At 63.2% G+C, this 24,042-nt stretch carries 26 protein-coding genes; 6 read left to right on the forward strand and 20 right to left on the reverse strand.

Annotation, left to right across the window (positions count from 1 at the left end; translation table 11 throughout):
• Nucleotides 1-38 precede the first annotated feature (38 nt).
• From IGS61_RS21595 to IGS61_RS21615, 5 genes are read right to left on the reverse strand one after another with little or no spacing between them, the layout of a single operon-like run.
• Nucleotides 39-632 (reverse strand): SCO family protein, encoded by a 594-nt coding sequence (locus IGS61_RS21595; RefSeq protein ID WP_230541514.1) that lies wholly within the window; start codon nt 630-632, stop codon nt 39-41.
• Nucleotides 629-1,528: a heme o synthase gene (gene cyoE / locus IGS61_RS21600; protein ID WP_230541515.1), complete on the reverse strand. Its 900-nt coding sequence runs from the start codon at nt 1,526-1,528 to the stop codon at nt 629-631. The genes IGS61_RS21595 and cyoE overlap by 4 nt, the downstream gene beginning before the upstream one ends.
• Nucleotides 1,529-2,698, reverse strand: coding sequence for a COX15/CtaA family protein (locus IGS61_RS21605; protein WP_230541644.1), 1,170 nt, complete (start codon nt 2,696-2,698; stop codon nt 1,529-1,531).
• 18 nt (nt 2,699-2,716) lie between these two features.
• Entirely contained in the window at nt 2,717-3,346 is a 630-nt protein-coding gene (locus IGS61_RS21610) for an SCO family protein (protein ID WP_230541516.1), read from the reverse strand.
• The gene (locus IGS61_RS21615; protein WP_230541517.1) at nt 3,327-4,073 is read right to left on the reverse strand and encodes an SURF1 family protein; all 747 of its coding nucleotides are present in this window, start codon (nt 4,071-4,073) and stop codon (nt 3,327-3,329) included. Before IGS61_RS21615 ends, IGS61_RS21610 begins: the two co-directional genes overlap by 20 nt.
• A gap of 36 nt (nt 4,074-4,109) precedes the next feature.
• On the opposite strand from IGS61_RS21615, the gene IGS61_RS21620 reads away from it, so the two are divergent.
• On the forward strand, nt 4,110-4,310 hold the full coding sequence (locus IGS61_RS21620) for a twin transmembrane helix small protein (RefSeq protein WP_046683386.1): 201 nt from the start codon (nt 4,110-4,112) through the stop codon (nt 4,308-4,310).
• Between the two features lie 121 nt (nt 4,311-4,431).
• On the opposite strand, the gene IGS61_RS21625 is transcribed toward IGS61_RS21620, so the two are convergent.
• The 6 genes from IGS61_RS21625 to coxB are packed head-to-tail and all read right to left on the reverse strand — an operon-like array spanning nt 4,432 to nt 9,115.
• Nucleotides 4,432-5,292 carry a cytochrome c oxidase subunit 3 gene (locus IGS61_RS21625; protein ID WP_230541518.1) on the reverse strand — a complete coding sequence of 287 codons (861 nt, stop codon included), beginning with the start codon at nt 5,290-5,292 and terminating at the stop codon, nt 4,432-4,434.
• A 40-nt stretch (nt 5,293-5,332) separates the two neighbouring features.
• A complete protein-coding gene (locus IGS61_RS21630; RefSeq protein WP_077399736.1) occupies nt 5,333-5,539 on the reverse strand; it encodes a DUF2970 domain-containing protein in 207 nt (68 codons plus the stop codon).
• Nucleotides 5,540-5,548: 9 nt separating this feature from the next.
• Nucleotides 5,549-6,121 carry a cytochrome c oxidase assembly protein gene (locus tag IGS61_RS21635; RefSeq protein ID WP_099409817.1) on the reverse strand — a complete coding sequence of 191 codons (573 nt, stop codon included), beginning with the start codon at nt 6,119-6,121 and terminating at the stop codon, nt 5,549-5,551.
• A gap of 1 nt (nt 6,122) precedes the next feature.
• Nucleotides 6,123-6,239, reverse strand: a complete 117-nt coding sequence (locus IGS61_RS21640) for a cytochrome oxidase small assembly protein (RefSeq protein ID WP_217494223.1) — start codon at nt 6,237-6,239, stop codon at nt 6,123-6,125.
• A 55-nt stretch (nt 6,240-6,294) separates the two neighbouring features.
• Nucleotides 6,295-7,893, reverse strand: a complete 1,599-nt coding sequence (gene ctaD, locus IGS61_RS21645) for a cytochrome c oxidase subunit I (protein ID WP_034749009.1) — start codon at nt 7,891-7,893, stop codon at nt 6,295-6,297.
• Between the two features lie 13 nt (nt 7,894-7,906).
• On the reverse strand, nt 7,907-9,115 hold the full coding sequence (coxB, locus tag IGS61_RS21650) for a cytochrome c oxidase subunit II (protein WP_230541519.1): 1,209 nt from the start codon (nt 9,113-9,115) through the stop codon (nt 7,907-7,909).
• 78 nt (nt 9,116-9,193) lie between these two features.
• Here coxB and IGS61_RS21655 point away from each other — a divergent pair, with 78 nt between their 5' ends.
• A complete protein-coding gene (locus tag IGS61_RS21655; protein WP_230541520.1) occupies nt 9,194-9,421 on the forward strand; it encodes a hypothetical protein in 228 nt (75 codons plus the stop codon).
• A 159-nt stretch (nt 9,422-9,580) separates the two neighbouring features.
• On the opposite strand, the gene IGS61_RS21660 is transcribed toward IGS61_RS21655, so the two are convergent.
• Nucleotides 9,581-10,477 carry a methyltransferase domain-containing protein gene (locus IGS61_RS21660; RefSeq protein WP_230541521.1) on the reverse strand — a complete coding sequence of 299 codons (897 nt, stop codon included), beginning with the start codon at nt 10,475-10,477 and terminating at the stop codon, nt 9,581-9,583.
• Nucleotides 10,478-10,561: 84 nt separating this feature from the next.
• Between IGS61_RS21660 and IGS61_RS21665 the strand changes: the two genes are divergently transcribed.
• Both IGS61_RS21665 and trmL read left to right on the forward strand, forming a co-directional pair.
• Nucleotides 10,562-11,329 (forward strand): ComF family protein, encoded by a 768-nt coding sequence (locus IGS61_RS21665; RefSeq protein WP_230541522.1) that lies wholly within the window; start codon nt 10,562-10,564, stop codon nt 11,327-11,329.
• Between the two features lie 39 nt (nt 11,330-11,368).
• Entirely contained in the window at nt 11,369-11,839 is a 471-nt protein-coding gene (trmL, locus tag IGS61_RS21670) for a tRNA (uridine(34)/cytosine(34)/5-carboxymethylaminomethyluridine(34)-2'-O)-methyltransferase TrmL (protein WP_070222564.1), read from the forward strand.
• Between the two features lie 142 nt (nt 11,840-11,981).
• Here the strand turns inward: trmL and IGS61_RS21675 are convergent, their stop codons facing one another.
• The 8 genes from IGS61_RS21675 to IGS61_RS21710 all read right to left on the reverse strand — a co-directional run bounded on the left by IGS61_RS21675 (nt 11,982) and on the right by IGS61_RS21710 (nt 22,056).
• Nucleotides 11,982-12,731, reverse strand: a complete 750-nt coding sequence (locus IGS61_RS21675; RefSeq protein WP_230541523.1) for a hypothetical protein — start codon at nt 12,729-12,731, stop codon at nt 11,982-11,984.
• Nucleotides 12,732-12,746: 15 nt separating this feature from the next.
• Nucleotides 12,747-13,691 carry a hypothetical protein gene (locus tag IGS61_RS21680; RefSeq protein WP_230541524.1) on the reverse strand — a complete coding sequence of 315 codons (945 nt, stop codon included), beginning with the start codon at nt 13,689-13,691 and terminating at the stop codon, nt 12,747-12,749.
• A gap of 303 nt (nt 13,692-13,994) precedes the next feature.
• Entirely contained in the window at nt 13,995-17,690 is a 3,696-nt protein-coding gene (locus tag IGS61_RS21685; RefSeq protein WP_230541525.1) for a tubulin-like doman-containing protein, read from the reverse strand.
• Between the two features lie 30 nt (nt 17,691-17,720).
• Nucleotides 17,721-18,158, reverse strand: coding sequence for a hypothetical protein (locus IGS61_RS21690; protein WP_077399709.1), 438 nt, complete (start codon nt 18,156-18,158; stop codon nt 17,721-17,723).
• 43 nt (nt 18,159-18,201) lie between these two features.
• Nucleotides 18,202-19,671, reverse strand: a complete 1,470-nt coding sequence (locus IGS61_RS21695; RefSeq protein WP_230541526.1) for a hypothetical protein — start codon at nt 19,669-19,671, stop codon at nt 18,202-18,204.
• The gene (locus IGS61_RS21700; protein WP_230541527.1) at nt 19,668-21,152 is read right to left on the reverse strand and encodes a hypothetical protein; all 1,485 of its coding nucleotides are present in this window, start codon (nt 21,150-21,152) and stop codon (nt 19,668-19,670) included. Before IGS61_RS21700 ends, IGS61_RS21695 begins: the two co-directional genes overlap by 4 nt.
• 137 nt (nt 21,153-21,289) lie before the next feature.
• On the reverse strand, nt 21,290-21,772 hold the full coding sequence (gene rfaE2 / locus IGS61_RS21705) for a D-glycero-beta-D-manno-heptose 1-phosphate adenylyltransferase (RefSeq protein WP_230541528.1): 483 nt from the start codon (nt 21,770-21,772) through the stop codon (nt 21,290-21,292).
• 44 nt (nt 21,773-21,816) lie between these two features.
• On the reverse strand, nt 21,817-22,056 hold the full coding sequence (locus tag IGS61_RS21710) for a DUF3717 domain-containing protein (RefSeq protein ID WP_230541529.1): 240 nt from the start codon (nt 22,054-22,056) through the stop codon (nt 21,817-21,819).
• A gap of 134 nt (nt 22,057-22,190) precedes the next feature.
• Between IGS61_RS21710 and IGS61_RS21715 the strand changes: the two genes are divergently transcribed.
• Both IGS61_RS21715 and ubiA read left to right on the forward strand, forming a co-directional pair.
• On the forward strand, nt 22,191-23,129 hold the full coding sequence (locus IGS61_RS21715) for a hydrogen peroxide-inducible genes activator (protein WP_230541530.1): 939 nt from the start codon (nt 22,191-22,193) through the stop codon (nt 23,127-23,129).
• A gap of 58 nt (nt 23,130-23,187) precedes the next feature.
• Nucleotides 23,188-24,042, forward strand: a complete 855-nt coding sequence (gene ubiA, locus IGS61_RS21720) for a 4-hydroxybenzoate octaprenyltransferase (protein WP_230541531.1) — start codon at nt 23,188-23,190, stop codon at nt 24,040-24,042.

Below are 24,042 nucleotides of genomic sequence, written 5' to 3' on the forward strand. Positions count from 1 at the left end.
TGCGTATCCTGAAGATGGCGCCCGGGGGCGCGACCGGGTCAGGATAGCAGAAGTTTAAGATCGTGCGCGATGGCGGCAGGCTTTTCGCCGTGGCGCACAAACAGGCGGATCTTGCCTTCGCGGTCGAACACATAGGTGCCGGCCGTGTGGTCGACCGTGTAGCCGTTGTCCGTCTCGCCCTCGACCTTGGCGTAATACACCTTGAATTCCTTGGCCACCCTGGCCGTGGCAGCCGCGTCGCCATACAGGCCCACGAAACGCTTGTCGAAAGCGGGCACATATTGCGCCAGCAAGGCCTGCGTGTCGCGCTCGGGGTCGACCGTGACGAACAGCACTTGCACCTGGTCCGCCTGCGGGCCCATTTCCCGCATCACCTGGGCCATGTCGGCCATGGTGGTGGGACAGACGTCCGGACATTGCGTGTAGCCGAAGAACATCAGCACCAGCTTGCCCTTGTAGTCGGCCAGGGTGCGCGGCTGGCCCGTGTGGTCCGTCAGCGCGAACTCGCGCGCGTAGCCCAGGCCCGTCACGTCCGTGTTCTTGAAGGCCAGCTTCGGTGCGGCAGGCTTGCCGCAGCCGGCCAGGACGACGGCCAGCGCGGCCGCCAACAACAAGGTCAGGTATTTTTTCATGTTCCGAGGGGAATGTAGTGATCGACCAGCAAGGCCGCGAACAGCAATGCCAGGTAGATGATGGAAAACGTAAAAGCTTTGCGCGCGATCAAGTCCGTGTAGTGGCGGTACATCTTCCACGCGTAATACAGGAAGCCCGCATTGAGCAGCACGGCCGAGGCCAGGTAGATCAGGCCGCTCATGCGCACGGCGTACGGCAGCAAGGTGGTGGCGGCCAGCGCGATCGAATACAGCCACACGTGGAATTGCGTAAATTGCATGCCATGCGTGACGGGCAGCATGGGCAGGCCCGAGCGCGCGTAATCGTCGCGGCGGTACATGGCCAGCGCCCAGAAGTGCGGCGGCGTCCACACGAAAATGATCAGGACCAGCAGCCACGCCTGCATCGGCACGTCGTTGGCGACGGCCGCCCAGCCCAGCGCGGGCGGCATGGCGCCGGACAGGCCGCCGATGACGATATTTTGCGGCGTGGCAGGCTTGAGCACCATGGTGTAGATCAAGGCATAGCCGACAAACGTGACAAAAGTCAGCCACATGGTCAGCGGATTGACGAGGTGATACAGAATCGCCATGCCCAGGCCGCCGATCACGAGCGCGAACACCACCGTCTGTTTTACCGTGATGTCGCCCATGGCCATGGGGCGGCGCGCCGTGCGGGCCATGCGCGCATCGATTTCGCGCTCGGCCAGGCAATTGACGGCAAACGCGGCGCCGGCCAGCAGCCAGATGCCGATGGTGCCGAACACCACCGCGCGCCAGTCAGGCAACTCTTCGCTGGCCAGGAACATGCCGATGACGGCGCAAAACACGGCCAGTTGCGTCACGCGGGGCTTGGTCAGCGCCCAGTACTGGGCGATGCGGGGGGAAGGTTTACGGCTGATGGTCTGAGTAGTCATTTATGCGGTACGGGAAGGACTGGCTGGTGCCGAGGGCACTGGCGCGGCGGCGGGAGCAGATTTCCGCGCTACATCGAGTTGGAATTTAGCCTTGTAGTTTAACATGGTCAGCAATAACACGAGCAGCGCCGCCCCGCCGTTATGCAGGACGGCAATCGACAATGGCCAGCTCAGGTAAATCGTCGCCAGCCCCGTGGCCGCCTGCAGTGCCAGCACCAGCGCCACCCAGCGTGCCGTGCCGCGCAAGGACGGCAGCTTCCACGCGCGAAACACCGTATAGCCGATGCCGGCCAGCACGATGAAGGCGAAATTGCGGTGCACCCAGTGGATGGCCGTCAGCGCCGAAAACGGCAAATAGTGGCCGGCGGCCGTCTTGCCCAGCTCGCGCCACAGATGGAAACCATGCTCGAAATCCATCTCCGGAATGACCTTGCCGCCGCACAGGGGGAAATCCGTGCAGGCCAGGGTGGCGTAGTTGGTGCTCACCCAGCCGCCCAGCGCGATCTGCACCGTCAGCAGCACGAGCGAGAAAACGGCCAGCGCGCGCACGGGGCGCAGCACGGACTCTTCCGCGTCGGCGCGCAGCAAGGGTTTGACGGCATAATCCTGGCGCCCGCCCAGCCACGTCAGCATGGCCAGCAAGCCCATGCCCAGCAGCAAGTGGATGGTGACGATCACCGGTTGCAGTTTTAATGTCACCGTCCAGGCGCCGAACGCGCCCTGCAGGCAGACGAACAAAAACAGCGCCGTCGGCAGCGCGGGGGCGAATTCCTGCCGCTTGCTCTTTCTCCACTGGCGCCATGCCTGCACCATCATCGCCACGATCAGCACGCCGATGGCCATGGCCAGGTAGCGGTGCGTCATTTCGATCCACGCCTTGACCACCGTCACGGGGCCCGTCGGCATCAGGGTTTCCGCCGCCACGATGTGCTCGTGCGCAAGGAATGGGTTGGCGGAACCATAGCAGCCTGGCCAGTCCGGGCAGCCGAGGCCGGAATCGGACAGCCGCGTAAAGCCGCCGAACATGATCAGGTCGACCGTCAAAAAGACGGCGATCCACACGAGCTTGCGGTATTTATTGGCGTCCGCGGACACCCAGACCATGGTCAAAGGCAGCAGCGCCACCAGCAGACCCGTCAAGCCCAGCTGGGCCAGCGCGGAGAGATGCATCATCGGCATGCAGACTCCTCAACCGATCGCCGAAGCTTTGAGCAGCTTGGCGATGTCTTTCTTGATCTTGTTCGGGTCCGCGTCTTTCGGGAAGCGCATCATCAGATTGCCCAGCGGATCGATCAAATACAGGTGGTCGCTCGTCTTGCCGCCCGGCTCCACGGGCAGCCAGGCCTTCAGGGCGTCGTTATTGACGCGCAGCATGCTGGTGCCGTCGAATTCGCGCATCACGAGCGTGTCGAGCGGCTGGCCATCCGTCACCAGCCAGACCCGTTCCAGGCGTTCGCGTTCCTTGCCTTGCATCAAACGCAGTTGTTGCATGTCAAACAATTGCTTCTTGCATGCTTCCTGGCAATCGGACGGTCCCGTCTGCAGCAGCACCCACTTGCCCTTGAATTGCGCCAGCGGCGACGGCTTGCCGTCCAGTTCCGTCACCTGCAGCTGGGCTTCCGGTATCGGGTACAGACGCGGGTCGATCAGGGCGCCGTAATTGTTGCGGCCCGTGGGCTTGATGATGTAATACGTGAAATACGAGGCGATGATGGGAAAGGCGCACACGGCCACCACGGCCAATAGTTTCCACCGTCCCGTATTCTGTGCCTGCTTGTTGCTGTTGTCTTGCGTTGCTTCAGGGCTGTTTGTTTGCACGTCGAAATCCTGTAAAGACAAAAAATAAAAAAGCCATCAGTGCCAGTGCATACCACTGGAAGGCATAGCCGCGGTGCTTGTCGGCACCCAGGTCAGGCGCCGGCCAGTCGCGCACGGGAAGCTGGCTGGACGCTGGCGGATCAACTGCATCGACTGTTTGTTCGAGAATAAATGGCTGCAAGGCCAGGCCGCTGGCCCGGGCCAGCTGGCCGATATCGGCATTTTGCACGATGGCGTGCGGCGCCAGGGCCGGCGCCGTGCCCAGTTCCATCACATGGCCCGCGTTCAGGCGCGCGATGCCGCTAATGGTGACGGTGCCGGCCGGCGTGGCGTAGTCGGGAATGCGCGTGCGCTCGGCATTGTTGCGCGGCAACCAGCCCTGCGCCACCAGCACGTGCATGGGGGAGCCGTCTATTTGAAATGGCGTGAGCACGTGAAAACCGGCCTGGCCCTTGTAGGGGCGGTTGTCCAGGTAAACCGTCCAGGCGGGCACGAAACGGCCCGTGACGGTAACGCGGCGAAACTCGATCGCTTGCGCATCGGCCGGCAGCAAGGGCGCGGCCGTCAAGGCCAGCGGCGCGGCCTGGTTGCCCGCTTCCAGCCGGGCGGCACGCGCGACTTTCTCGTCGGCACGGCGCTGCTGCCACTGCGCCAGAGAGATCCCCAGCGCCACCAGTAGCAGCATTACAACAAATGGAATCCATCTAAAATGGAAGCGGATACGCATTACAATGAAACCTCCTCAAGCCTGGCGCTACCATCCATGAAAATCCTCGTTGCCATCGCCTTCATCCTGATCCTGGGCAGCCTGGGCTCGGCCCTGTTCTTCCTCATGCGCGACAAGGGCAAGAGCAACCGCACCGTGCAGGCGCTGGCCTTGCGCGTGGGCTTGTCGATCACCCTGTTTTTGCTGATCCTGCTGGCGCATCATCTGGGTTACATCCAGCCGACGGGCATACATTAAGCTTCTTCTTGCCTGATTGGCAAATTCTTCACGCTAAGAAAAAAGCCGTACCCAGGATCTCCCGGTACGGCTTTTTTCATGCTGCAGGCCGCCTAACAACGGCGCGCGCCCTGCCCCGCCATTATAACCAATACACGACCACGTACAGGCCCAGCCAGACGACGTCGACAAAGTGCCAGTACCAGGCGGCGCCTTCGAAGCCGAAGTGGTGGTCGGGCGTGAAGTGGCCTTTCAGCACGCGGTACAGGATGACGGATAGCATGATGGCGCCCAGGGTCACGTGGAAGCCGTGGAAGCCCGTCAGCATGAAGAAAGTGGCGCCGTAGATGCCGGACGTCAATTTCAAGTTCAGTTCGCTGTAGGCGTGCATGTATTCGTAGACCTGGAAGCCCATGAAGATGGCGCCCAGCACGATGGTGGCGAACAGGAACAGGGCCGTCATGGCGCGGTGGCCGGCGCGCAGCGCGTGGTGGGAAATCGTCAGGGTGACACCCGACGTCAGCAGCAAGGCCGTGTTGATGGTCGGAATCCAGAACGGCGTCATGGTGGTAAATTCCTGCACCGTGCCGGCCGGGCCCGTATTGCCCCAGTGGGCGGCAAAATCGGGCCAGATCACCTTGTGGTCGAGGTCGGCCAGCCAGGGCATCGAGATGCTGCGCGCATAGAACAGGGCGCCGAAGAAGGCGGCGAAGAACATGACTTCCGAAAAGATGAACCAGCTCATGCTCCAGCGGAAGGAGTGGTCGATGCGCTCGCTGTACAGACCCTGCTCCGATTCGCTGATCGCGTCGCCAAACCAGAAGTACAGGACCAGCAGGATGCCGGCCAGGCCCAGGTAATTCACGTACGGGCCCCAGGAGACGTCGTTGACCCAGGCCGAGGCGCCGATCATGGTCAGCAGCAGGCTGGCGCCGCCCAGCATGGGCCAGCGCGACGGGCCGGGCACGAAATAATAAGGTACGGCGGCGTGGTTGGAACTCATCATCATCTCCTCAAAAACTTATAGGGTGGTTTTTTATAATTTATAAAACGACGAATTTAACAATTGAAATCAGGATGCCGATCAGGCAAGCCACCACCAGGAAACCGGCGATGACGATGTGCACGGGATTGAGCTTGGCCGAATCCGTGTCGAAATCGCTCTTGCGGCGCAAGCCCGTGAATGACCAGACGACGGCGCGCAAGGAATACAGGAACGACGCTTTTTCCGGCTTGGCGGATTCGCCCATGGCACTCTCCTATTGGACGGCCGGGGTCTGAGCCTGGCTCAGACCGGCAATCTCGAAAAACGTGTATGACAGGGTGATGGTCTTCACCTCTTTCGGCAGGGCCGGATCGAGGAAAAACACCACCGGCATCTGCCGCGCTTCCTTCGGTTTCAAGGTTTGCTGCTTGAAGCAGAAGCACTCGACCTTCTTGAAGTGCGGCGTGGCGCTCTGCGGCGCGTAGCTGGGGATGGCTTGCGCGTTGACGACGCGGTTTTGCGTATTGACCACCTCATACATGACGGTCACCAGTTCGCCCGGGTGCACCTGCATGCTCGAGACGGTCGGGCGGAAGCGCCAAGGTCCCTGCGCATTGCCGTCGAACTCGACGGTGATGCTGCGCGTCGTATCGACTTGCGTATTGTTGTCGTAGGCCACCGTGCCATCTTTTTGCGTCAGCACGTTAATGCCCATCACTTCGCAAATCTGCTTGTAGACGGGAATCAGGGCATAGCCAAAGCCAAACATCAGCACGGCAATGACGAGCAGCTTGCCCAGCATCTTGCGGTTCAGGCCGCGTGTTTCCTGTTGGTGGGGCGTCGTCACGTCAGAGCCACATGCGCTTGACGAACACGGACAGGAAGAAGAAGGCCGCCAGGGCGGCCAAGATCAGCCCGGTACGCAGGTTGTTCGGTTTTTTACGCTCAGTTTTCACTTCGGTCATGGCAGCAACTTTATTCAAGGCGGGCCGCGCAACACGCCGGCCCGTGACACTGACATTACTTGACGGTAGGCGGCGTTTCAAACGTGTGGAACGGCGCCGGGCTCGGCACGGTCCATTCCAGGCCTTCCGCGCCTTCCCATGGTTTCGCTGGCGCGGCCTTGCCGCCGCGGATGGTCGGCAAGACGACGAAGAACAGGAAGTACACCTGCATCAGGCCGAAACCGAAACCGCCGATCGAGGCGATCATATTGAAGTCCGTGAACTGCGCCGGATAGTCGGCGTAGCGGCGCGGCATGCCGGCCAGGCCCAGGAAGTGCATCGGGAAGAAGGTCACGTTGAACGTGATCAGCGACAGCCAGAAGTGGATCTTGCCGCGCGTCTCGTTGTACATATGGCCAGTCCATTTCGGCGACCAGTAGTAGAAACCGGCGAACAGGGCGAACAGCGAACCGGCCACCAGCACGTAGTGGAAGTGCGCCACCACATAATAGGTATCCTGCAGCTGGATGTCGATCGGCGTGACGGCCAGGATCAGGCCCGTGAAGCCGCCCATGGTAAACACGAAGATGAAGCCCACCGAGAACAGCATCGGCGTCTCGAACGTCATCGAGCCCTTCCACATGGTGGCGATCCAGTTGAACACTTTCACGCCCGTCGGCACGGCGATCAGCATGGTCGCGTACATGAAGAACAGCTGGCTCGTCACCGGCATGCCGGTAGTAAACATGTGATGCGCCCAGACGATGAAGGACAGAATCGCGATCGACGCCGTGGCGTAGACCATCGAGGCATAGCCGAACAATGGCTTGCGGGCAAAAGCTGGCAGGATCTGCGAGACGATGCCGAAAGCCGGCAAGATCATGATGTAGACCTCGGGGTGGCCGAAGAACCAGAAGATGTGCTGGTACATGACGGGGTCGCCGCCGCCTGCCGCGTTAAAGAAGGACGTGCCGAAATGGCGATCCGTCAGGGTCATGGTAATCGCGCCAGCCAGCACCGGCATGACGGCGATCAACAAATAGGCGGTAATCAGCCAGGTCCAGCAGAACATCGGCATCTTCATCAGGGTCATGCCAGGGGCGCGCATGTTCAGGATGGTGACGATGATGTTAATCGAGCCCATGATGGACGAGGCGCCCATCAGGTGCATGGCAAAAATGGCCATGTCCATGCCGGGGCCCATCTGCGTCGACAGCGGCGCATACAGGGTCCAGCCGGCAGCCGTGGCGCCACCGGGCACGAGGAAGGACGTGGCCAGCAGCAGCGCGGCCGGCGGCAGCAGCCAGAACGAGAAGTTGTTCATGCGGGCAAACGCCATGTCGGACGCGCCCACTTGCAGCGGGATCATCCAGTTGGCATAGCCGACGAAGGCCGGCATGATGGCGCCAAACACCATCACCAGGCCGTGCATGGTGGTCAGTTGATTAAAAAATTCAGGGTGAAAGAATTGCAAGCCTGGATGAAACAGTTCCGTGCGGATCATCAGGGCCAGCACGCCGCCCGACAGCAGCATGATGAACGAGAACCACAGGTACAGGGTGCCGATATCCTTGTGGTTGGTGGCAAACAGCCAGCGGCGGTAGCCGGTCGGGTGGTCGTGGGCATGGTCGTGATCGTGACCGGCGTGGTCCAAGGTGCTCGTGCTAGTACTCATATGCGGCTCCTAATTACTTGCGTGCAGCCACGACTTCGGCTGGTTGAACGATGTTCTCTGCGGCCTTGTTCGACCAGGAATTGCGCGTGTAAGTGATCACTGCGGCAATTTCCGTGTCGGACAGCTGTTTCCATGCTGGCATTTCAGCGGGATACTTGCCGCTCTTTTGCCCGTTCAGCAAGACGTGGATCTGATCCGCTTTCGGGCCGTTCACCACGGCCGAGCCGTCCAGCGGCGCAAACGCCCCCGGTACGCCCTTGCCCGTCGCCTGGTGGCAGACCACGCAGTTGGCCGCATACACTTTCTCGCCCTTGACCTTCAATTCGTCGATGGTCCACACCTTGCTTGGATCATCAGCCAATGCCGCCATTTCCTTTTGTTTTACATCAACCCAGGCCTTGTAGTCGTCAGCAGAGACGACCTTGACGACGATGGGCATGAACGCATGTTCCTTGCCGCACAGCTCGGCGCAATTGCCGCGGAAGGTGCCGATATGGTCGGCCTTGAACCAGGTGTCGCGCACGAAACCGGGAATCGCATCCTGCTTGACGCCGAAGGCGGGCACGGACCAGGCGTGGATGACGTCGTTGGCCGTCAGCACCACGCGGATCTTCTTGTTGACCGGCACGACGACTTCGTTGTCGACTTCGATCAGGTAGTTTTCGCCCCGTTTTTCCGTCGGCGGCGCGCCTGGCGCACCCACTTGCGAACGCGGCGTGGCCAGGTTGGAGAGGAAGGAAATGCCTTCGCCCTCGCCTTTCAGGTAGTCATAGCCCCATTTCCACTGCATGCCGGTGGCCTTGATGGTGATGTCGGCGTTCGAGGTGTCTTTCATGCCGACCACGGTGCGCGTGGCAGGCAGGGCCATGCCGATGACGATCAGGAAAGGCACGACGGTCCAGGCGATCTCGACGGTGGTGCTTTCGTGGAAAGTGGCCGGCTTGTGGCCCAGGGACTTGCGGTGCTTGAAGATGGAATAGAACATGACGCCGAACACGGCCACGAAGATCACCAGGCAGATGATCATCATCAGGGTGTGCAAATCGTAGATTTCATGGGCGATCTGTGTCGCCGGCGGTTGCAGATTCATTTCGAACGGCACGGGACCGCCGGTGCCGGGATAGGTGCTGGCAGCCGGTGCCGCCGTGGCCCATCGCCCGATGCCAAACGCTGTCAAAGACAGCCCGAGCAGCAACGATTGAAGTCGCTTTGCATGTGTCATGTTTTCCCCAACCACCCAAAAATAATGATATTTTAAACGGCTGCGGATTTCTCCGTACTGGACCGCTGCCGCTCCTCCATGAAAGCAACACGGCCGGAATGCGGCCATGTGCGTCAAGCACCAGCGAATTCCATGCTGGATGCCGCAGCAAAAACGGCGGCGCGCAACCATGCTGGAACCCTGTTTTTCTTCCCCACCTTGAAATGGCCTCGTGTGGAAGATGGTTACTATACTAATGCAGTAACTTCGAATAAGTCTCGCTTTGTTTTTTTTATTTTGTATGCAGCCCTTGTTTTTTCTACTTAACAAGCTGACAAACAATCAACGATTATAATCAAGTAAACTTGAATCCATCAAGCAATAATCGGCTTTGTGCGCGCCCTGCTCCCGGCCGCCGCGCGCTTTGCAACGCTTGCGGCAACATCCATGCGCGGATGGCGACCGAGTGTCGGTTTCTTTGCCCTTTTATTTAGGCTTGCGCGGCAGGTCAAAGCGGATGATCGCTTCGCCATTGCGCGTCACGCGCGGCGCGGGGCGGAAGGCGTGGCCGTAAATGATCTCGAAACTCAGGCCCAGCTTGCCGTCGGGACGGCGCATCTTTTCCAGCGCGGCCAGCATGCGCCGCCAGGCCGCCTTGCCCATCAGGCCGCGCCGGCGCGTGGTGAGCGGGTTGCCGCCGAAGGCGCGCACGTCCGCCAGCAGTTTTTCCGCCGTATCGTAGGTGACGGTGATGATCTCCATGTCCAGCACGGGCGTGGAAAAGCCCGTCTCGACCAGCATGTCGCCAAAGTCGTGCATGTCAACAAAAGGCAAGGCGTGCGGATATAAATCGGCCTCGGCAAACGCGTCGCGCACTTCGCGGAAGGTATCGGGGCCGAAGCAGGAAAACATCAGCAAGCCATCGAGGCGCAGCGTGCGCCGCCATTCGGCAAATACGCGGTCGGGCTGGGCATGCCAGTGCAGCGCCAGATTCGACCACACGAGGTCGATGCTGCCCTGCGCCAGCGGCAGGTCGCCCAGGTCGCCGCATAATAAATCCACGCCCGCCTTGGCCGGCAGCAACTTGCTGAGGAACTGGTTCAGGCTGGCCAGTTTCGACGCGGGCGCGCGCGCCGCCTGCATCATTGCTTGCGCTGCATCGAGACCGATAATCTGCGCTGCGGGATAATCCTTGTGCAACTGCGCCAGGTCCGCGCCCGGACCGCAGCCGGCGTCGAGCACCCGCAGGGGAGCGATCTTCACCAGCTCCAGGCGCTCGTGCATGCGTGCCGACACTTCGCGGCGCAGGAAATCCGACGGCGCGACGCGCGCGGGACGGGAAAAGAAATCGCGTACTTGCACCGCATCGATGGGCGCACTCATTTTGGGTGGATTGGCGGGAACTGGCATGTTGAAACCGGTGAGGTGAGATAATGTCGGCAGTGTACATGGAACAACGCCATCGCGATGCGGACGGCCACCCGGCACCGCCTTGAGGCCGCCTGGCAGGCGCTGCGGCTGTGGCTGGGCGCCACGCTGCTGCCGGCCCAGTGCGCGCTGTGCGGCATCGGCTGCCCGGAAATGCTGTGCCCGCCTTGCCGCGCGCAGTATCTGGGGCAAGGACGCGGGCAACTGCGCCACCGCTGCCGCCAATGCGCCAATCCGCTCGCTGACATTGAGGTGGCTCAACTGTGCGGGCGCTGTTTGCGCCAGCGGCCCGCGTATGACGCCACGATCACGGCGTTCGACTATGCGGCACCCGTCGACCAGTTGCTGCTGCAGCTGAAATTCGGCGCGCGCCTGGCGCTGGCGCCCCTGCTGGCAGAATTGCTGCATGTTGCCATTCAGCAACAACAAGGGTGGGAGGCGCCAGAACTGCTGTGCCCCGTGCCGCTGGGCCCGGCCCGGCTGGCCGAACGGGGTTTTAATCAGGCGCTGGAAATTGCCCGGCCTCTGGCGCGCCTGCTGGACGTGCCTTTGCAGCCCCGCCTGGCGCTGCGCGTGCGCGAAACGCGGGCGCAAAGCGGCGTGGCGCCGCAGGAGCGGCGAGCCAACCTGGCGCACGCGTTCGCCATCGCGCCGGACCATGCGCCGTTATTGCCAGGATGCCATGTCGGCATCGTCGACGACGTGATGAGCAGCGGCCACACCGTCAACGCGCTGGCGGCCGCCTGCAAGCGCGCAGGGGCGGCGAAAGTCAGCATATTCGTGGTGGCGCGCACGCCGCCGCATTAAATTCGCTGTATATATTAGAGATAGACCAAGGAGAGCATTTTGTTTCACGTTGTTTTGGTAGAACCTGAAATCCCGCCCAATACGGGCAACGTCATCCGCCTGTGCGCAAACACGGGCGCGCAGCTGCACCTGGTCGAACCGCTGGGCTTTCCCCTCGACGATGCCAAGATGAAACGCGCCGGCCTCGATTACCACGATTACGCCAAGATGAAGGTGCACAAGAATTGGGCAGCCTTCCTGGCCGACACCCAGCCCGACCCGGCCCGCATGTTCGCCATGACCACGCGCGGCTCGCGCCCGTTCGGCGACGTGGCCTTCCTGCCGGGCGACGTGTTCGTGTTCGGTTCCGAGACGAAAGGCCTCGATCCGGCCCTGCGCGACGGTTTTCCGGCAGAGCAACGCATCCGCCTGCCCATGCGCCCGGACAACCGCAGCCTGAATTTATCGAATACGGTGGCCGTCGTCGTGTATGAAGCCTGGCGCCAGCATGGCTACGCCGGCGGCGCGTAGCTGACACCTCACCCAGTCTACTGCGCGGCGCGCTTTGCGGCCGGCGATGCTCACGCTACTAAAGTAGCGCTGCGCTTCTCGGCCACAAATCATCGCCGCTCGCTACGACTGGATGAGATGTTGATACTCCTGCAATCTCCCTTTACCGCTGCGCCAATTGCCGCGCCGCGCCGCTATTGTCGTCCAGCATCACCAGCTGCGTATGCAAGTCGCGCGTGGCGGCCAGCTTGCCATTCACGTACAGATTCGTCTTGACGCCGTATACGCCTTGCGACACGCCGGGCGGCAAGGTCAGCTCGAACGAGTTTTCGAAGCGCCCGCCCGATTTGTTGTTGCTGGCCAGGGCTTTCGAGCCGGACTTGAACGGCTGGCCTTGCGGATCGAGCACCACCAGCTCTTCGCGCACGTCGTTGACGCTTTGCGCGCTGCCGTTGACCAGTTCCACCACGGAGTTGACCTTGAACGGCTGGCCGCGCTTGACGGTCGATGCGCTCAGCTGCGGCGTGTACGACACCACTTGCGGTTCGCGCGGCAGCGCTCCACGGGCGCGGATGTAGTCGCGGTCCGCCTGCGCCGCCGTCTTGGTCTGGCGCGAATTGACATTGATGGCCAGGCAACCGGCCGCCGCCAGGCCGCCGCCGATGGCCGCGCCCTTCAGCGCGCCATTCTTGCCGCCCGCCAGCGCCCCCAGCAGCGCACCCACGGCCGCGCCGGCCGCCGCCGACGTGCCCACGCTGCACGGATCCTCATCCGTGCCCGCCTGGGTTCCGCCTTGCGGATAGGAACTGTCCTGGCGCACGCCGTTCGGGTTCATCGGCGCCGTGGCGCAGCCGGCCAGCAGGGCCGCGATGGTCAGCGCGGCGGTGGCGCGCAAGGTGGTGTGATTCAGCATGGTGCCCCCTGATAACTAATTGATCGTTGTTTCCGTCTGCAGCACTTGCCGTTCGCGCTCGCGGATGCGGCGCGACAGATTGTCGATGCGCGCATTGCCCGGATCGACGCGGCGCGCGCTTTCCAGATACGTCTTGGCCGCATCGAACTTGCCCTCCAGCAAAGAACGCTCGGCATCGCGCAAGAACGATTGCGCCATCTCGTTGCGCATGGCCGCGCCGCTATCGACGGGCGCCGTTTCCAGCGGACGGCGTTCGGCCACCGCTGAACGTTCGACCGCGCGCGCAGGCGCCGGTTCCAGTGCCGCAGGTGCGGGGGCCGGTGCAGAGACAGGAGCGGGGGCAGCCATAGCGGCCGCCGACAGCGCCTGCACGTCGGCCTTCAACTGCGGCAATTCCACCGCTTCGCGGTCGATCGCTTCCAGCCTGGCGATGCCATTCCTTGCCGCCGTCGCATCCTTGCCGTCCAGCGCCTGGCGCACGCCCACCAGCACGGACGCGGCTGCCGCCTGCTGGCGCGCCAGCTGCTTGCGCAAGGAATCCACGCTGGCAGCGCCCGCGCAATCGATGTCGAGCCCGGCAATGCCCCTGGCGGCGCTTTGCAATTGATGGCCGTCAATATTGCGCTCGATGGCGCGCACGCCGCGCTGACAGCCGCTGGATGCGGCACCGGCCTTGCCGATCGCCGCCTGCAGATCGTCGGCCTTGGCGCTCGACTTGCCCGTACACACATTTTTCGCCGTCGCCAGCTTCTGCCGGGCGCCGTCCAGGCTGCCATTCGCCACCAGTTTCAAGCCGCTGTCGATGGCGTCATTGCACGCCGATTCATTCTTGCCGCCCGGCTTGCCATTCATGTAGACGATGACGGCCGCCAGCACGGCGGCGGCGCCCAGCCAGCGCAGCCACTTGCGCGCTGGCGGCGGCGGAACTGTCGGTGCGGGCGCCGGTGGAGGCACCGGCACGGGCTTCGGCGCAGCTTGCGGCGGCACCGGAACCGGTGCCGGTGCCGGTGCCGGCTTAGGTGGCGCTTTCGGCGCGGGCGCCGGTGTTACAGGCTGGGGCGGCGGCTTGGGCGCCACTGGCGGTGATACTGGCACAGGCACAGGCGCTGGCACGGGCAGCGGCGGCGGCACGGCCGCGGCCGGCCGCGCGCCAGCCTGCGCCTGCCCGCAGTACGGGCAATGGCTGACAACGGTCCACAGGCCCGTCTTGCATTTGTTGCAGATATCCAAAACTAATCCTTCATTCCAACGTCATTCCAGCGTTCACAGAGGCGGCGGCATCAACGGTGGCGGCGCGCTGAGGAACAAAGGCGCCAGCTCGGGGAACTGGGCCAGGTCGGCCCAGGCCGGCAAGCCGGCGCGCCACACCTTGGTGGTGGCCGGCACAACCTGCCCCGCCTGCACGTATTGCACGATCTGCTGGGCCGTGAACGGCCCCTGCTGCTGGCCATTTATGCCCAAGAAATACTGGTACTCCACCAGGGGCGGCGGCATGCCCCCCAGCGGTGGCGGCGCCACGCCGAAGGCGGGAGCCGCAGCGGCGGCCGTTCCGGCCGGGCGCAGCAATTGCTCCAGGCGGCCCGCTTCCAGCATTTCCCCCTTGATCGCGTATTTCAGGCGCGGCTGGCCGTCCGCTTCCGGCTCGCGCACTTCCCAGTCGTAGGCGTCGCCGTCGGAGTCGCCGATCACGTTCGCCCATTCCTTCAGGCGGCCCAGCAGGGCTTGCACCGTGCGGTCGAGCTCATCGCTGGCCATGCCCTTGCGGCGCGCCGACTCGCGCAGGCGCGCGCCCACCTCGGCGGAAATGGCGCTGCCAAAGCCGACGTAGGGCAGCTGCGAGCCGTCGGCCTGCGCCACCAGCTTGGGCGCATACACCGTGCGTTCATAGTATTTTGCCAGCGCGGCCAGGGCCGCCGTCTGCACGGCGTCAAGCGCCGTCAATTTTTCTTCGATGCGCAGAGCGATATTTTTCTCGTACGAGGCCGGCATGCCGTTCTGGCGGATGGCCCGCTCGTTGCCGATGCGGCGCAAGTCGCCCGGTTCGACGGCAAACTGGTACTGGCCCGGCGGCACGACTCTGCCCGTGTGGCGCGTCAGCACGCCCAGCATGATGGCTTGCAGGAATTCGCCGAAGTCTTCCGCCAGGCGCTTCATCTCGTCCGTGTTCGGCGCGATCGGGTGCGTAAATTGCGTTGGATCAATATGCGTATGCGTCGGCGCCTTGTCGTTGTCGCCTTCCTTGCGGTAGCTGGTGCGCCAGCCTTCCAGGCCGCGCAGCACCGTCATCGGCACGCCGGCCAGCTCGCAATAGCAGACGGCGCGCCCGCGGATGCCCGTCTCGACGATTTCCAGCTGGCTCACCGTGATGCCCACCTGGGTCGGCACACACGATTCGAGTTCGGCTCCGAATTTCGCCTTGAAGGCGGCCGCGTTGGCCACGCCGATCACGCACTTGAACTGGTCCGACACGACCGTGAAGTCGCCCGCCATGTTGGCGTCGATCCACGGCATGGAACAGGCCAGCAGCTTGCGGAAGCGGTCCAGGCGTTCGGACACGTCCATCTGCTCCAGCGCTTCGAACAGGGGGTCGGGCGTGCTCGTCGCCCCTTCCGCCAGGCCCGCCGTGGCGATCATGTTTTCGGCCATGCGCGTGACTTTGGCCAGGATCAAACCGCGCTGCGCCGGTTCGCCCAACATGGGGAACAGGGCTTTCGAGCCGCCCATGTCCTTGAACGCTTCATCGGCCCACTGGCGCAAGGTGGCCGCCGAGGGCAGCGCAATGTCTTTTTCCGTGACGGGAATGACGATCAGGGTCGCGTGTTCCTTGTCCAGGTCTTTTTGCAGGATGGTATTGGCCGTTTTGAGTTCCGCCAGCATGGCCAGCACGCCTTCGCGGCCCGTTTGCAGTTCGCCCACCAGGCCATTCCATTGCGCGCGGCCCTGCGCGTCGACGCCGACCCGGTTGCCCAGCCAGCGCGACAGTTCGCCCAGCAGCAGCACGGACTCGTCCGCCGCCTTGGCCCGCAGATGGAATTTCAGGGCATTCGCCATTTCCGTGCGCAGATGATCCATCACCACGCCCGCCTGCTTTTCGCCATTGCTGAGGAAACCAAAGGTGCTGCGCGTCTGCTCCAGGTTGTTCAACAGGCGCTCGTATTCGCGCGAGCGCACGGCTTCCTTGATTTCGCGGTAGCGCTCGGCATTGTTGCCGATCTGCGCCGTCAAGCCGCTGCCCGGCGCCTCGATGCGGTCCTTGATCTGTTCCACCAGCGACAGCACGTATTCCAGGCCGCCGAATTCTTTATTGTCAAGATAGCCATACAGCTGGTCGCGCACGACTTTCTTGACGTCGTCGAGCACTTCGCGGCGGCGCTTGCTGATGCGGTCTTCCGTCGTGTCGGCCGTGGAATCCTGGTCGCGCACAGCGTCGCGTTCCAGGTGTTTCATGGCGTCGCGCACCTGCGCCGGCCATTCGCTGCGGTCGAAACCCGTGCGGATATCGTTGATGCGCGTATTGACCCGGTTTTCCACGCCGGCCAGCAAGTGGCCGTGGCGGTCTTCCAGCAATTCGTCGACGACGCGGAAATCGATGAAGTCGCCGCTGGAGCGCTTCAGTTCGATGCTTTTGTCGGAAAATTCGGGGAAATCGCTGAACGGCGTGCCCTTCAGGAACATATTGGCGGCGAGGAAATTATCGCGCTGCGTATCCGTGGCGCGGTTGGCGCCCGCATCCGTGCCGCCCACGCCGAAGAATGCTTGCAGCATGGCGCCGGCCCAGCGGTGGGCCCGCTCGTCGCGCGCCGCTTCCTGGCGCGTATCGAGCACGGCCATGCCGAACGAGGAAAAGCGCTTCGAGAAATACAAACGCATGTCGCCGAAGCGGTCTTGCGGCACGGGCGCGTTGTACAGCGAATTCTTGTGCTGCGCCTGGTTGACGGCGATCGAGCGCTTGGCGCGGGCAAAGTCGGCCGAGGCAAAATCCTCGAACAGCGAGTCGGCCACCATGTGGTAGACGTCGCTGACATCCTTGGTGTGCTGCTGGGCAAGATTGCCCGAATCAATCAGGTACACCTCGCTGTACGGCTCGCGCGTCAGCTCCGGACGGTCGTAGGCATCCCAGCGGCCCACATAGCCCTTGTTGCCCATCATGGCCGATTCCAGCTCCATCAGCGCCGCATAGCCGTTGGCCTCGACCCTGTCCTTGTTGGCCTTGGTGTAGCCGGTCGGCAAGAACAGCATCAGCTCGACGTCGGCCGCGCCCACTTCGCTGCGCGCCAGCCAGCGCGCCAGCAAGCCCATGTCGAGGAAGGAACCGGAACCCGTGCCGCCCGCCACGGAACCGACGATGACGATGCGGAAACGGTTCGTTTCCATGCGCAAACCCAGTTCGGCCAGCTGGCGCTCGTGCGACAGGCCCGCCTTCAGCGCTTTCAGCTTCAAACGGATCTTGTCGCGGATCTTCGCGTATTTGTCGAAGAAATACAGGCGCGACACGGCGCGGATCTGCCCGGCGCCGCTGCTCATGTCGAAACGCAGCTCGCGGATGCGCTGCGGCGTCAGCGGCAACCATTCCTTGATGTGCGGATATTTCTCCAAGGAATCTTCATCACGGCTGTACTTGTCCATGTCGAACGATTCGACCACCTTGTCATCGTCCGTGAACTTCACCTGGTCGAACTGCAAGTCCTTCGCCTGCGACTCGCCGCTTTCGATCACGGCGCCATTGTCGAGGTCGAAATGGATGAATTGCGCGATGGGAAAATCGGCCAGCCCCTCGATGCGCGTGCGGTTGCCCGCGCCGCCCCACAGGGTGTTGAGGATGCGCCGGCGCACGCGCATCAGCACCTGCATGCCCGTGCCGCCGATGCCGATGAACAGGGTCGGGCGCAGTTCGATGATCTTGTCCTGCTTGCGCTCGCTGGCGCCGCCGGTGATGGTTTGGTTCAGGTTCTCTGCCATGGTGATTCCTTGGATGAAACGTGTTGCCGCTTAGCGGCGGCTGGAGGTGAACGTCAACAGCAACGCTACGAGGCCCACCAGCACCAGCGGTCCCATGAACAGTGGCGCGAGGAATTTATGCGCGTTCACGGCGGCCAGCACGACACCGGTCGCCAGGCTGGCCAGGAAGATGAACAGCCACCAGCCCGAGGCATTGGCCTTGTTCGGCGGCACGCGCTTGGCTACCAGGCCATTCGCATAGGCATTCTTGGCAAAGAAAAAGGCGATGAACAGCAGCAACAGCACGACGCCGCCGACCAGGGTGTCGCGCGACGAGGTATCGGTCGTGCTGACAGGATCGAGCGCGGGCGCGGCTTCGGTCGTGGCCGTGGTGGCTGCACTGGCCGCCGGTGCGTCTGCGGCCGGCGGCGCGGATGCGGGGGCCGGCAGGGTAAAACCGCTGTTGTCTTTGGGAGTCTCTTGCGCCATGGTATGCCTCAGTTGAATAGAAGGTTTTTTAAAGAATGGTTGCTCAGGCCAGGCTCAGGGTATGGCCTTCGGCCACGCGCACGACGGCCGGCTTGCCCAGGCCGCGCTTGAGTTCGCCAATATCGCGGCCGTCATCATCGCGGATCTGCACGCTTTTGAACGGTTTTAATAACACTTGCCGCTGCACGCCATCGGCCATCACCTTGTAGCGCGTGGCGCGCGTGCCGGCAAAACCCAGCGCCAGCAAGCCCAGCACGAGCGCCAGCACGCCGCCGAGTATCACCAGCACGGGCAGGAGCGGATACTGGATGCGCACCAGCAGCGGGATCGTTGCCTGCGAGGCGCGCACGCTGTCGGGCGGCGTGAACATGCCGGAAATCGGGTCGCCGGGGAACAGTTCCTGCAAATCCTTGCCGAAGCTGGACGCCAGCGCCAGCCGCTGTTGCGACAGGCCCACCTGCGCCTGCATGGGCAGCATCACTTGCTTGCCCATGGCGGCAATCGCCTGCGCCGACCACGGCGATGGAATCTGCGCCATCGGCAACGCAAACTGTACCTGCACGGACTGGCTGGCGCCCGGCTGCAGCTGGCGGATTTGATCTGGCGCAACGTGCAGCGGCGCGTTCTGGCCGGCCAGGCTGGCGTGCACCCTGGCGCTGTCGATCACGTACGGGAAAAACATGTTTTGCAGCGACGCCTGCAGCACCACTTGCGGCACCAGGTTTGCCGCATCGACGTCGAGCACGATGGTGCGCCCGTCGCGGCCCAGGCTGGCGTGCACATTGGCACTGTTCTTGACGGACTGGGGCACGATGCGCACGGCATCCTGGTCCACCGGTTTCAATCGCGCGGGCGGGCGCGTCAGCACTTGCGACAGCCGGCCTTCGGCCAGGATGCGGGTCAACGCCTCGGACGCCGGCTGGCCGTAGGCGAGCGCATACACCATCAAGCCCTTGGCGCTGTACAGCTTGCCCTGCACGGGCATGCGCAGCGGAAACACCACCGTCTTGGTGATCGACGGTTCCAGATGCAGCAAGCGGTAAAAGTCGCGGTTGCGCTCGGCCGTCTGGCTATCGTTGTTCGGACTGTTCTTGTTATTCGTAAAAATCCACACGATGCCGGACGCGGACTGGAACGGCCCCGTGATGGTCTTGGTGACGGCTTCCTGGAAATCCGTGTCGGCCAGCGCGCCGCCGGCGCCCTTGCGCGCCAGGCCCAGGCTGGCCAGCTGGCCCGCCACGCCGGCGCCGCCCTGCCCTTGCCCGATCAGCGACGGCGACACATTGCTGCCGCTGCTCTGGCTGAAAGCCAGCGTGTAGACCTTGTCGGACGGGTTTGTGGCGGCCTGCGCCACGGCGCCCACGAGGGCTTTCAATTGCGAATGTTCATCCGTGTAGAACGGCTCCATCCAGCCCGAGTTTTGCACGAGAAACGCTTGCTGGATGCCGGCCGCGTGCGCGGCGGCAGCGCTGAAAAACGCGGCGCAAGCCACGGTCAGTAAGCGCGCCTTCATGCCTGCAAAGCCCAGCCATCGATACGCGACAGCAGCGGGTGATAAGCCCACAGCATGCCTTCATGCACAAACAGGCGCACGCGCCACGGCTCGCTGACGGCGAACGTATGAAACACGTTTTCGCGCAATTCATCGTCCTGCACCAGCTGGGCCGCCAGGCGCTCGCTCGAGCGCAGCACGCTCGACAGGCCGGCGCTGGTGGCGAACTTGACGCCGAACACGCTGTTGCCCGCAGCGGATTCCAGCAGCGGCATGACAGCCTGGTTCTTGCCGCCATCGTCGCCGTGTTCCGGCTCTTCCCACGGCGCCGTTTTCAGCTTGGTGGCGAAGCGGTAATTGAAGCTGCCCGAGCACAGGCGCGGCGCCAGCGCATCGGCCCGTTCGGACTGCGCGCCCAGTTTCACGTAGACATAGGTGCCGCGGCTACGCTCGAAGCACAGCTGCCACAGGCCGCCGTCGCGCGACACGTACGGGCTGCCGAATTCGAAATGCGGCACCAGTCCTTCGGGCCAGGGCGTAAATGAAGCGGCCACGTTGCCGTCCGGCTGCAGCTGCAGCCGGAGCTGGCCGTTGGCGCAGGGCCACACGGCCATGCGGTTGTAGGCGACGGGCGCGCCGACGGTGCCCAGGTCAAACAGGCCGTCGAGCAGCACGTCGCTGCCCGGCTTTTGCGCCGCATCAAGGTTGACGAAGCGGATGCGGCCATCGTCGTCGCGCAGCGGTGCCCACAGGCGGTTCTGGAACCAGACGGGCGCGGCCACGCACGGCGCGCCGCCCACGTGCTCGACCACGTAGCTCAGCGAGGGCACGTCGGGACGGATGCAGGCCAGGCCATGGCTGGTCGGCAAGACCAGCACGCTATTGAAGTCAGGCACCAGTTCGGCGCGCCAGGCGCCGTGGGCCAGGTCCGATTCGGCCAGCAAGCCGCCATAGTCGGGGTCCAGCGCCAGCCAGCGTTTCGAGGCGGGCAGCCAGGCGTGCAAGACGGCCTTGCGCGGGTCGAGCGCCAGCAGCGCGGCAGCGCTGGTGCCAAACTGGGCGGAAAAGAATTCGTATTCGCCCGGTGGCGGCATGGGCAGCGAGGCGTCGGCCTGCGCATGCTCTTCGCGCGCGCGCTGGTCGGCCAGCTTCAGCGGTACGCTGGCCTGGCGCAAGCCGGCCGGGCCGGCTGGCGGCACGTCGCTGACGGGATGCGCGCCGTAGGGAGCCACCCAGGGCGGCGTGGCGGCCGCCTCGGGCGGTACTTGCAAGGCCACGCCCGAGGCGGGGTCGAACGCAAATTCGGGCGGAAACTGCCGCACGGGTTCGCCAGCGGCCGCGGGCAGGCGCCGCGCGAGCATCAGCTTGCCGATATCGGCCTGGCTCACCAAGGGCGAGACGTTCTGGCCGTCCGCGCTGCGCTGCATGCTCCACGCGCCCGCGTCATCGACGTACCAGGTGCCGGAGGGCAGCGGCCAATCCCCAGAAGTTTTATGATCCATGTATTTTCTATGACAAGCAATGCATATCAGACGGTGTAACGTGCTGGGTCTGTCGAAACGAAGTCGCAGCCCTGGCAGTTCTCATAGTAACGTCTTTTTATCTGTATGGAAACATTGACGGCGATTGACGGCGCTCCTCAGCCCTGCTGCGTGCGCACTTTCGTCAACAGCTTGGTGGTCGAGCGGTCGTGCTCGAAATCGATGGCCACGGCCTGGCCGCCATACGCCAGCACGGCGCGCCCTTCGGGAATGGCCGCCATGTCGTAGTCGCCGCCCTTGGCGTAGATTTCCGGCTCGATCTCCTGCACCACTTCCAGGGCGCTGTCTTCCGAGAACGGCACGACCAGGCTCACCGCTTCCAGCGCGGCCAGCACGGCCATGCGGTCTTCGCAGCTGTTCAGGGGACGGTCGTCGCCCTTGCCCAGGCGTTTCACCGAAGCATCAGTATTCACGGCAACGATCAGCGAGGCGCCGAGCGCGCGCGCCTGCGCCAGATACGTCACGTGGCCGCGGTGCAGGATGTCGAACACGCCGTTCGTCACCACCACCGGTTTCGGCAGGGCCGCGGCGCGGGCGCGCAATTCGTCACGGCCGCACAGTTTGTTTTCAAAATCAGGCATGGATATCTCTTGTTGGGTTAAATAGGGTCACGATACGGTCACGCTCAGGCGTGGCTATCGCCTTGGATGCCGCCGGCATCCCGGCGCCAGGCATCGATCAGGGCCAGAACGGCCGGTTCCAGGCCCTGTTCAGCGATGCAATCTTGCCGGTAGTAAATCATCAGCGCATACACGCCGGCCAGGCGGCTGACGGGAGCCGACAGCGCATATTCATTGCCGCGCGCCGGTTGCCGGGCACGCCAGTAATTGATCGCCGCTTCCAGCGACTGTATGTGCACATCCATCGCCCTCTCCCTCCGCCGCCCGCTCCCGCATTATAGGGGGCGATCCGCTACAATACGCCATCGGCGCCACAGTTTCACGTTTGCGCCACCTTTCATTCATTGCAAGTAAGTACTTCCTGTGTTTCAATCAACCTATGACACTGACTGAACTGAAATATATCGTTGCAGTCGCGCGAGCGAAGCACTTCGGCCATGCCGCCGAAGCCTGTTTCGTTGCCCAGCCCACCCTGTCAGTGGCCATCAAGAAACTCGAAGACGAATTGGGCGTGGTCCTGTTCGAACGGGGCGGCGCGGAAATCTCCGTCACGCCCCTGGGCGCGCAGATCATTGCGCAAGCCGAGCGCGTGCTGGAACAGACGGCCGCCATCAAGGAACTCGCCAAGCAAAACAAGGACCCGCTGGCCGGCCCCCTGCGCCTGGGCGTGATCTACACGATCGGCCCCTACCTGCTGCCGCCGCTGGTCAAGGCCATGATAGACCAGGTGCCGCAGATGCCTTTGATCTTGCAGGAAAACTTCACGGTTCGCCTGCTCGAATTGCTGCGCCAGGGCGAACTGGACGTGGCCATCATGGCCCTGCCCCTGCCCGACCACGGCATGGCCATGCAGGAACTGTATGACGAACCGTTCGTCGTGGCCATGCCGCGCCAGCATCCGTGGACGGCGCGCGAAAAAATCGCCGCCCAGGACCTGAAATCGGAAACCATGCTGCTGCTGGGCAATGGCCACTGCTTCCGCGACCAGGTACTGGAAGTGTGCCCCGAAATGGCGCGTTTTTCTTCGCCCGGCAACGGCATGCAGCGCACGTTTGAAGGTTCCTCGCTGGAAACCATTCGCCACATGGTGGCCAGCGGCATCGGCCTGACGGTCTTGCCGCGCGCCTCGGTCGCCAATATGCACGCCACCGACGGCATGCTCGAATACCGGCCCTTCGCCGCCCCGGTGCCGTCGCGCCGGGTGGTGATGCTGTGGCGCAAGAGTTTTACGCGCAAGGCGGCCATCGATGCCCTGTGCGCGGCCATCGCCAGCTGCAACTTGCCTGGCATCACCCCCTTGTGCGAAGACGACGAATAGTACATTTACATACTATTTGCGATAATCGACCTTTCTCTTCAACAAGATCGAGTCTTCCATGAACAAGCTGGCGCTGTATTTCCGCCTGATACGGCTGGACAAGCCTATCGGCACCGTATTGCTGCTGTGGCCTACCCTGTGCGCGCTGTGGCTGGCGCAGCAGGGCGTGCCGGACTGGCGGCTGCTGCTCATTTTTACCCTCGGTACTTTCCTGATGCGCTCGGCCGGCTGCGCCATCAACGATTACGCGGACCAGGATATCGACAAATTCGTCAAGCGCACGGCCGAGCGTCCCATCACCAGCGGACGCATCAGCGGCAAGGAAGCGCTGGCCGTGGCCGGCGTGCTCACCGTGCTGGCCTTCTGCCTGATCCTGCCCCTGAATGCGCTGACCAAGCAACTGTCGGTAGCCGCCGTCATCATCGCCGGCACCTACCCGTACTTCAAGCGTTTCTTTGCGATTCCGCAAGCCTATCTCGGCATCGCCTTCGGCTTCGGCATACCCATGGGCTTTGCCGCCATCACGGATTCCGTGCCCGTCGTGGCCTGGCTGCTGCTGCTGGGCAATGTCTTCTGGGCCGTGGCCTACGATACGGAATACGCGATGGTCGACCGCGACGACGATTTAAAGATCGGCATCAAGACCTCGGCCATCACCTTTGGCCGCTACGACGTGGCCATCGTCATGTTCTGCTATGCGGTTTTTCTGCTGCTGTGGCTGGCATGCGGCTGGTATCTGGGCTTGCGCTACTGGTTCGTCGCGGGCTTGCTGGTGGCGGCCGGTTGCGCCGTTTATCACTACACCCTGATCCGCGCACGCGAGCGTATGCCGTGTTTTGCGGCATTCCGGCATAATAACTGGCTAGGAGCGGCGGTGTTTGCGGGCGTGGTGCTGGACTTTGCTTTCCGTTAA

Origin of the sequence: Janthinobacterium sp. FW305-129, from assembly GCF_020858115.1 — a bacterium.
Lineage (GTDB): Bacteria > Pseudomonadota > Gammaproteobacteria > Burkholderiales > Burkholderiaceae_D > Janthinobacterium.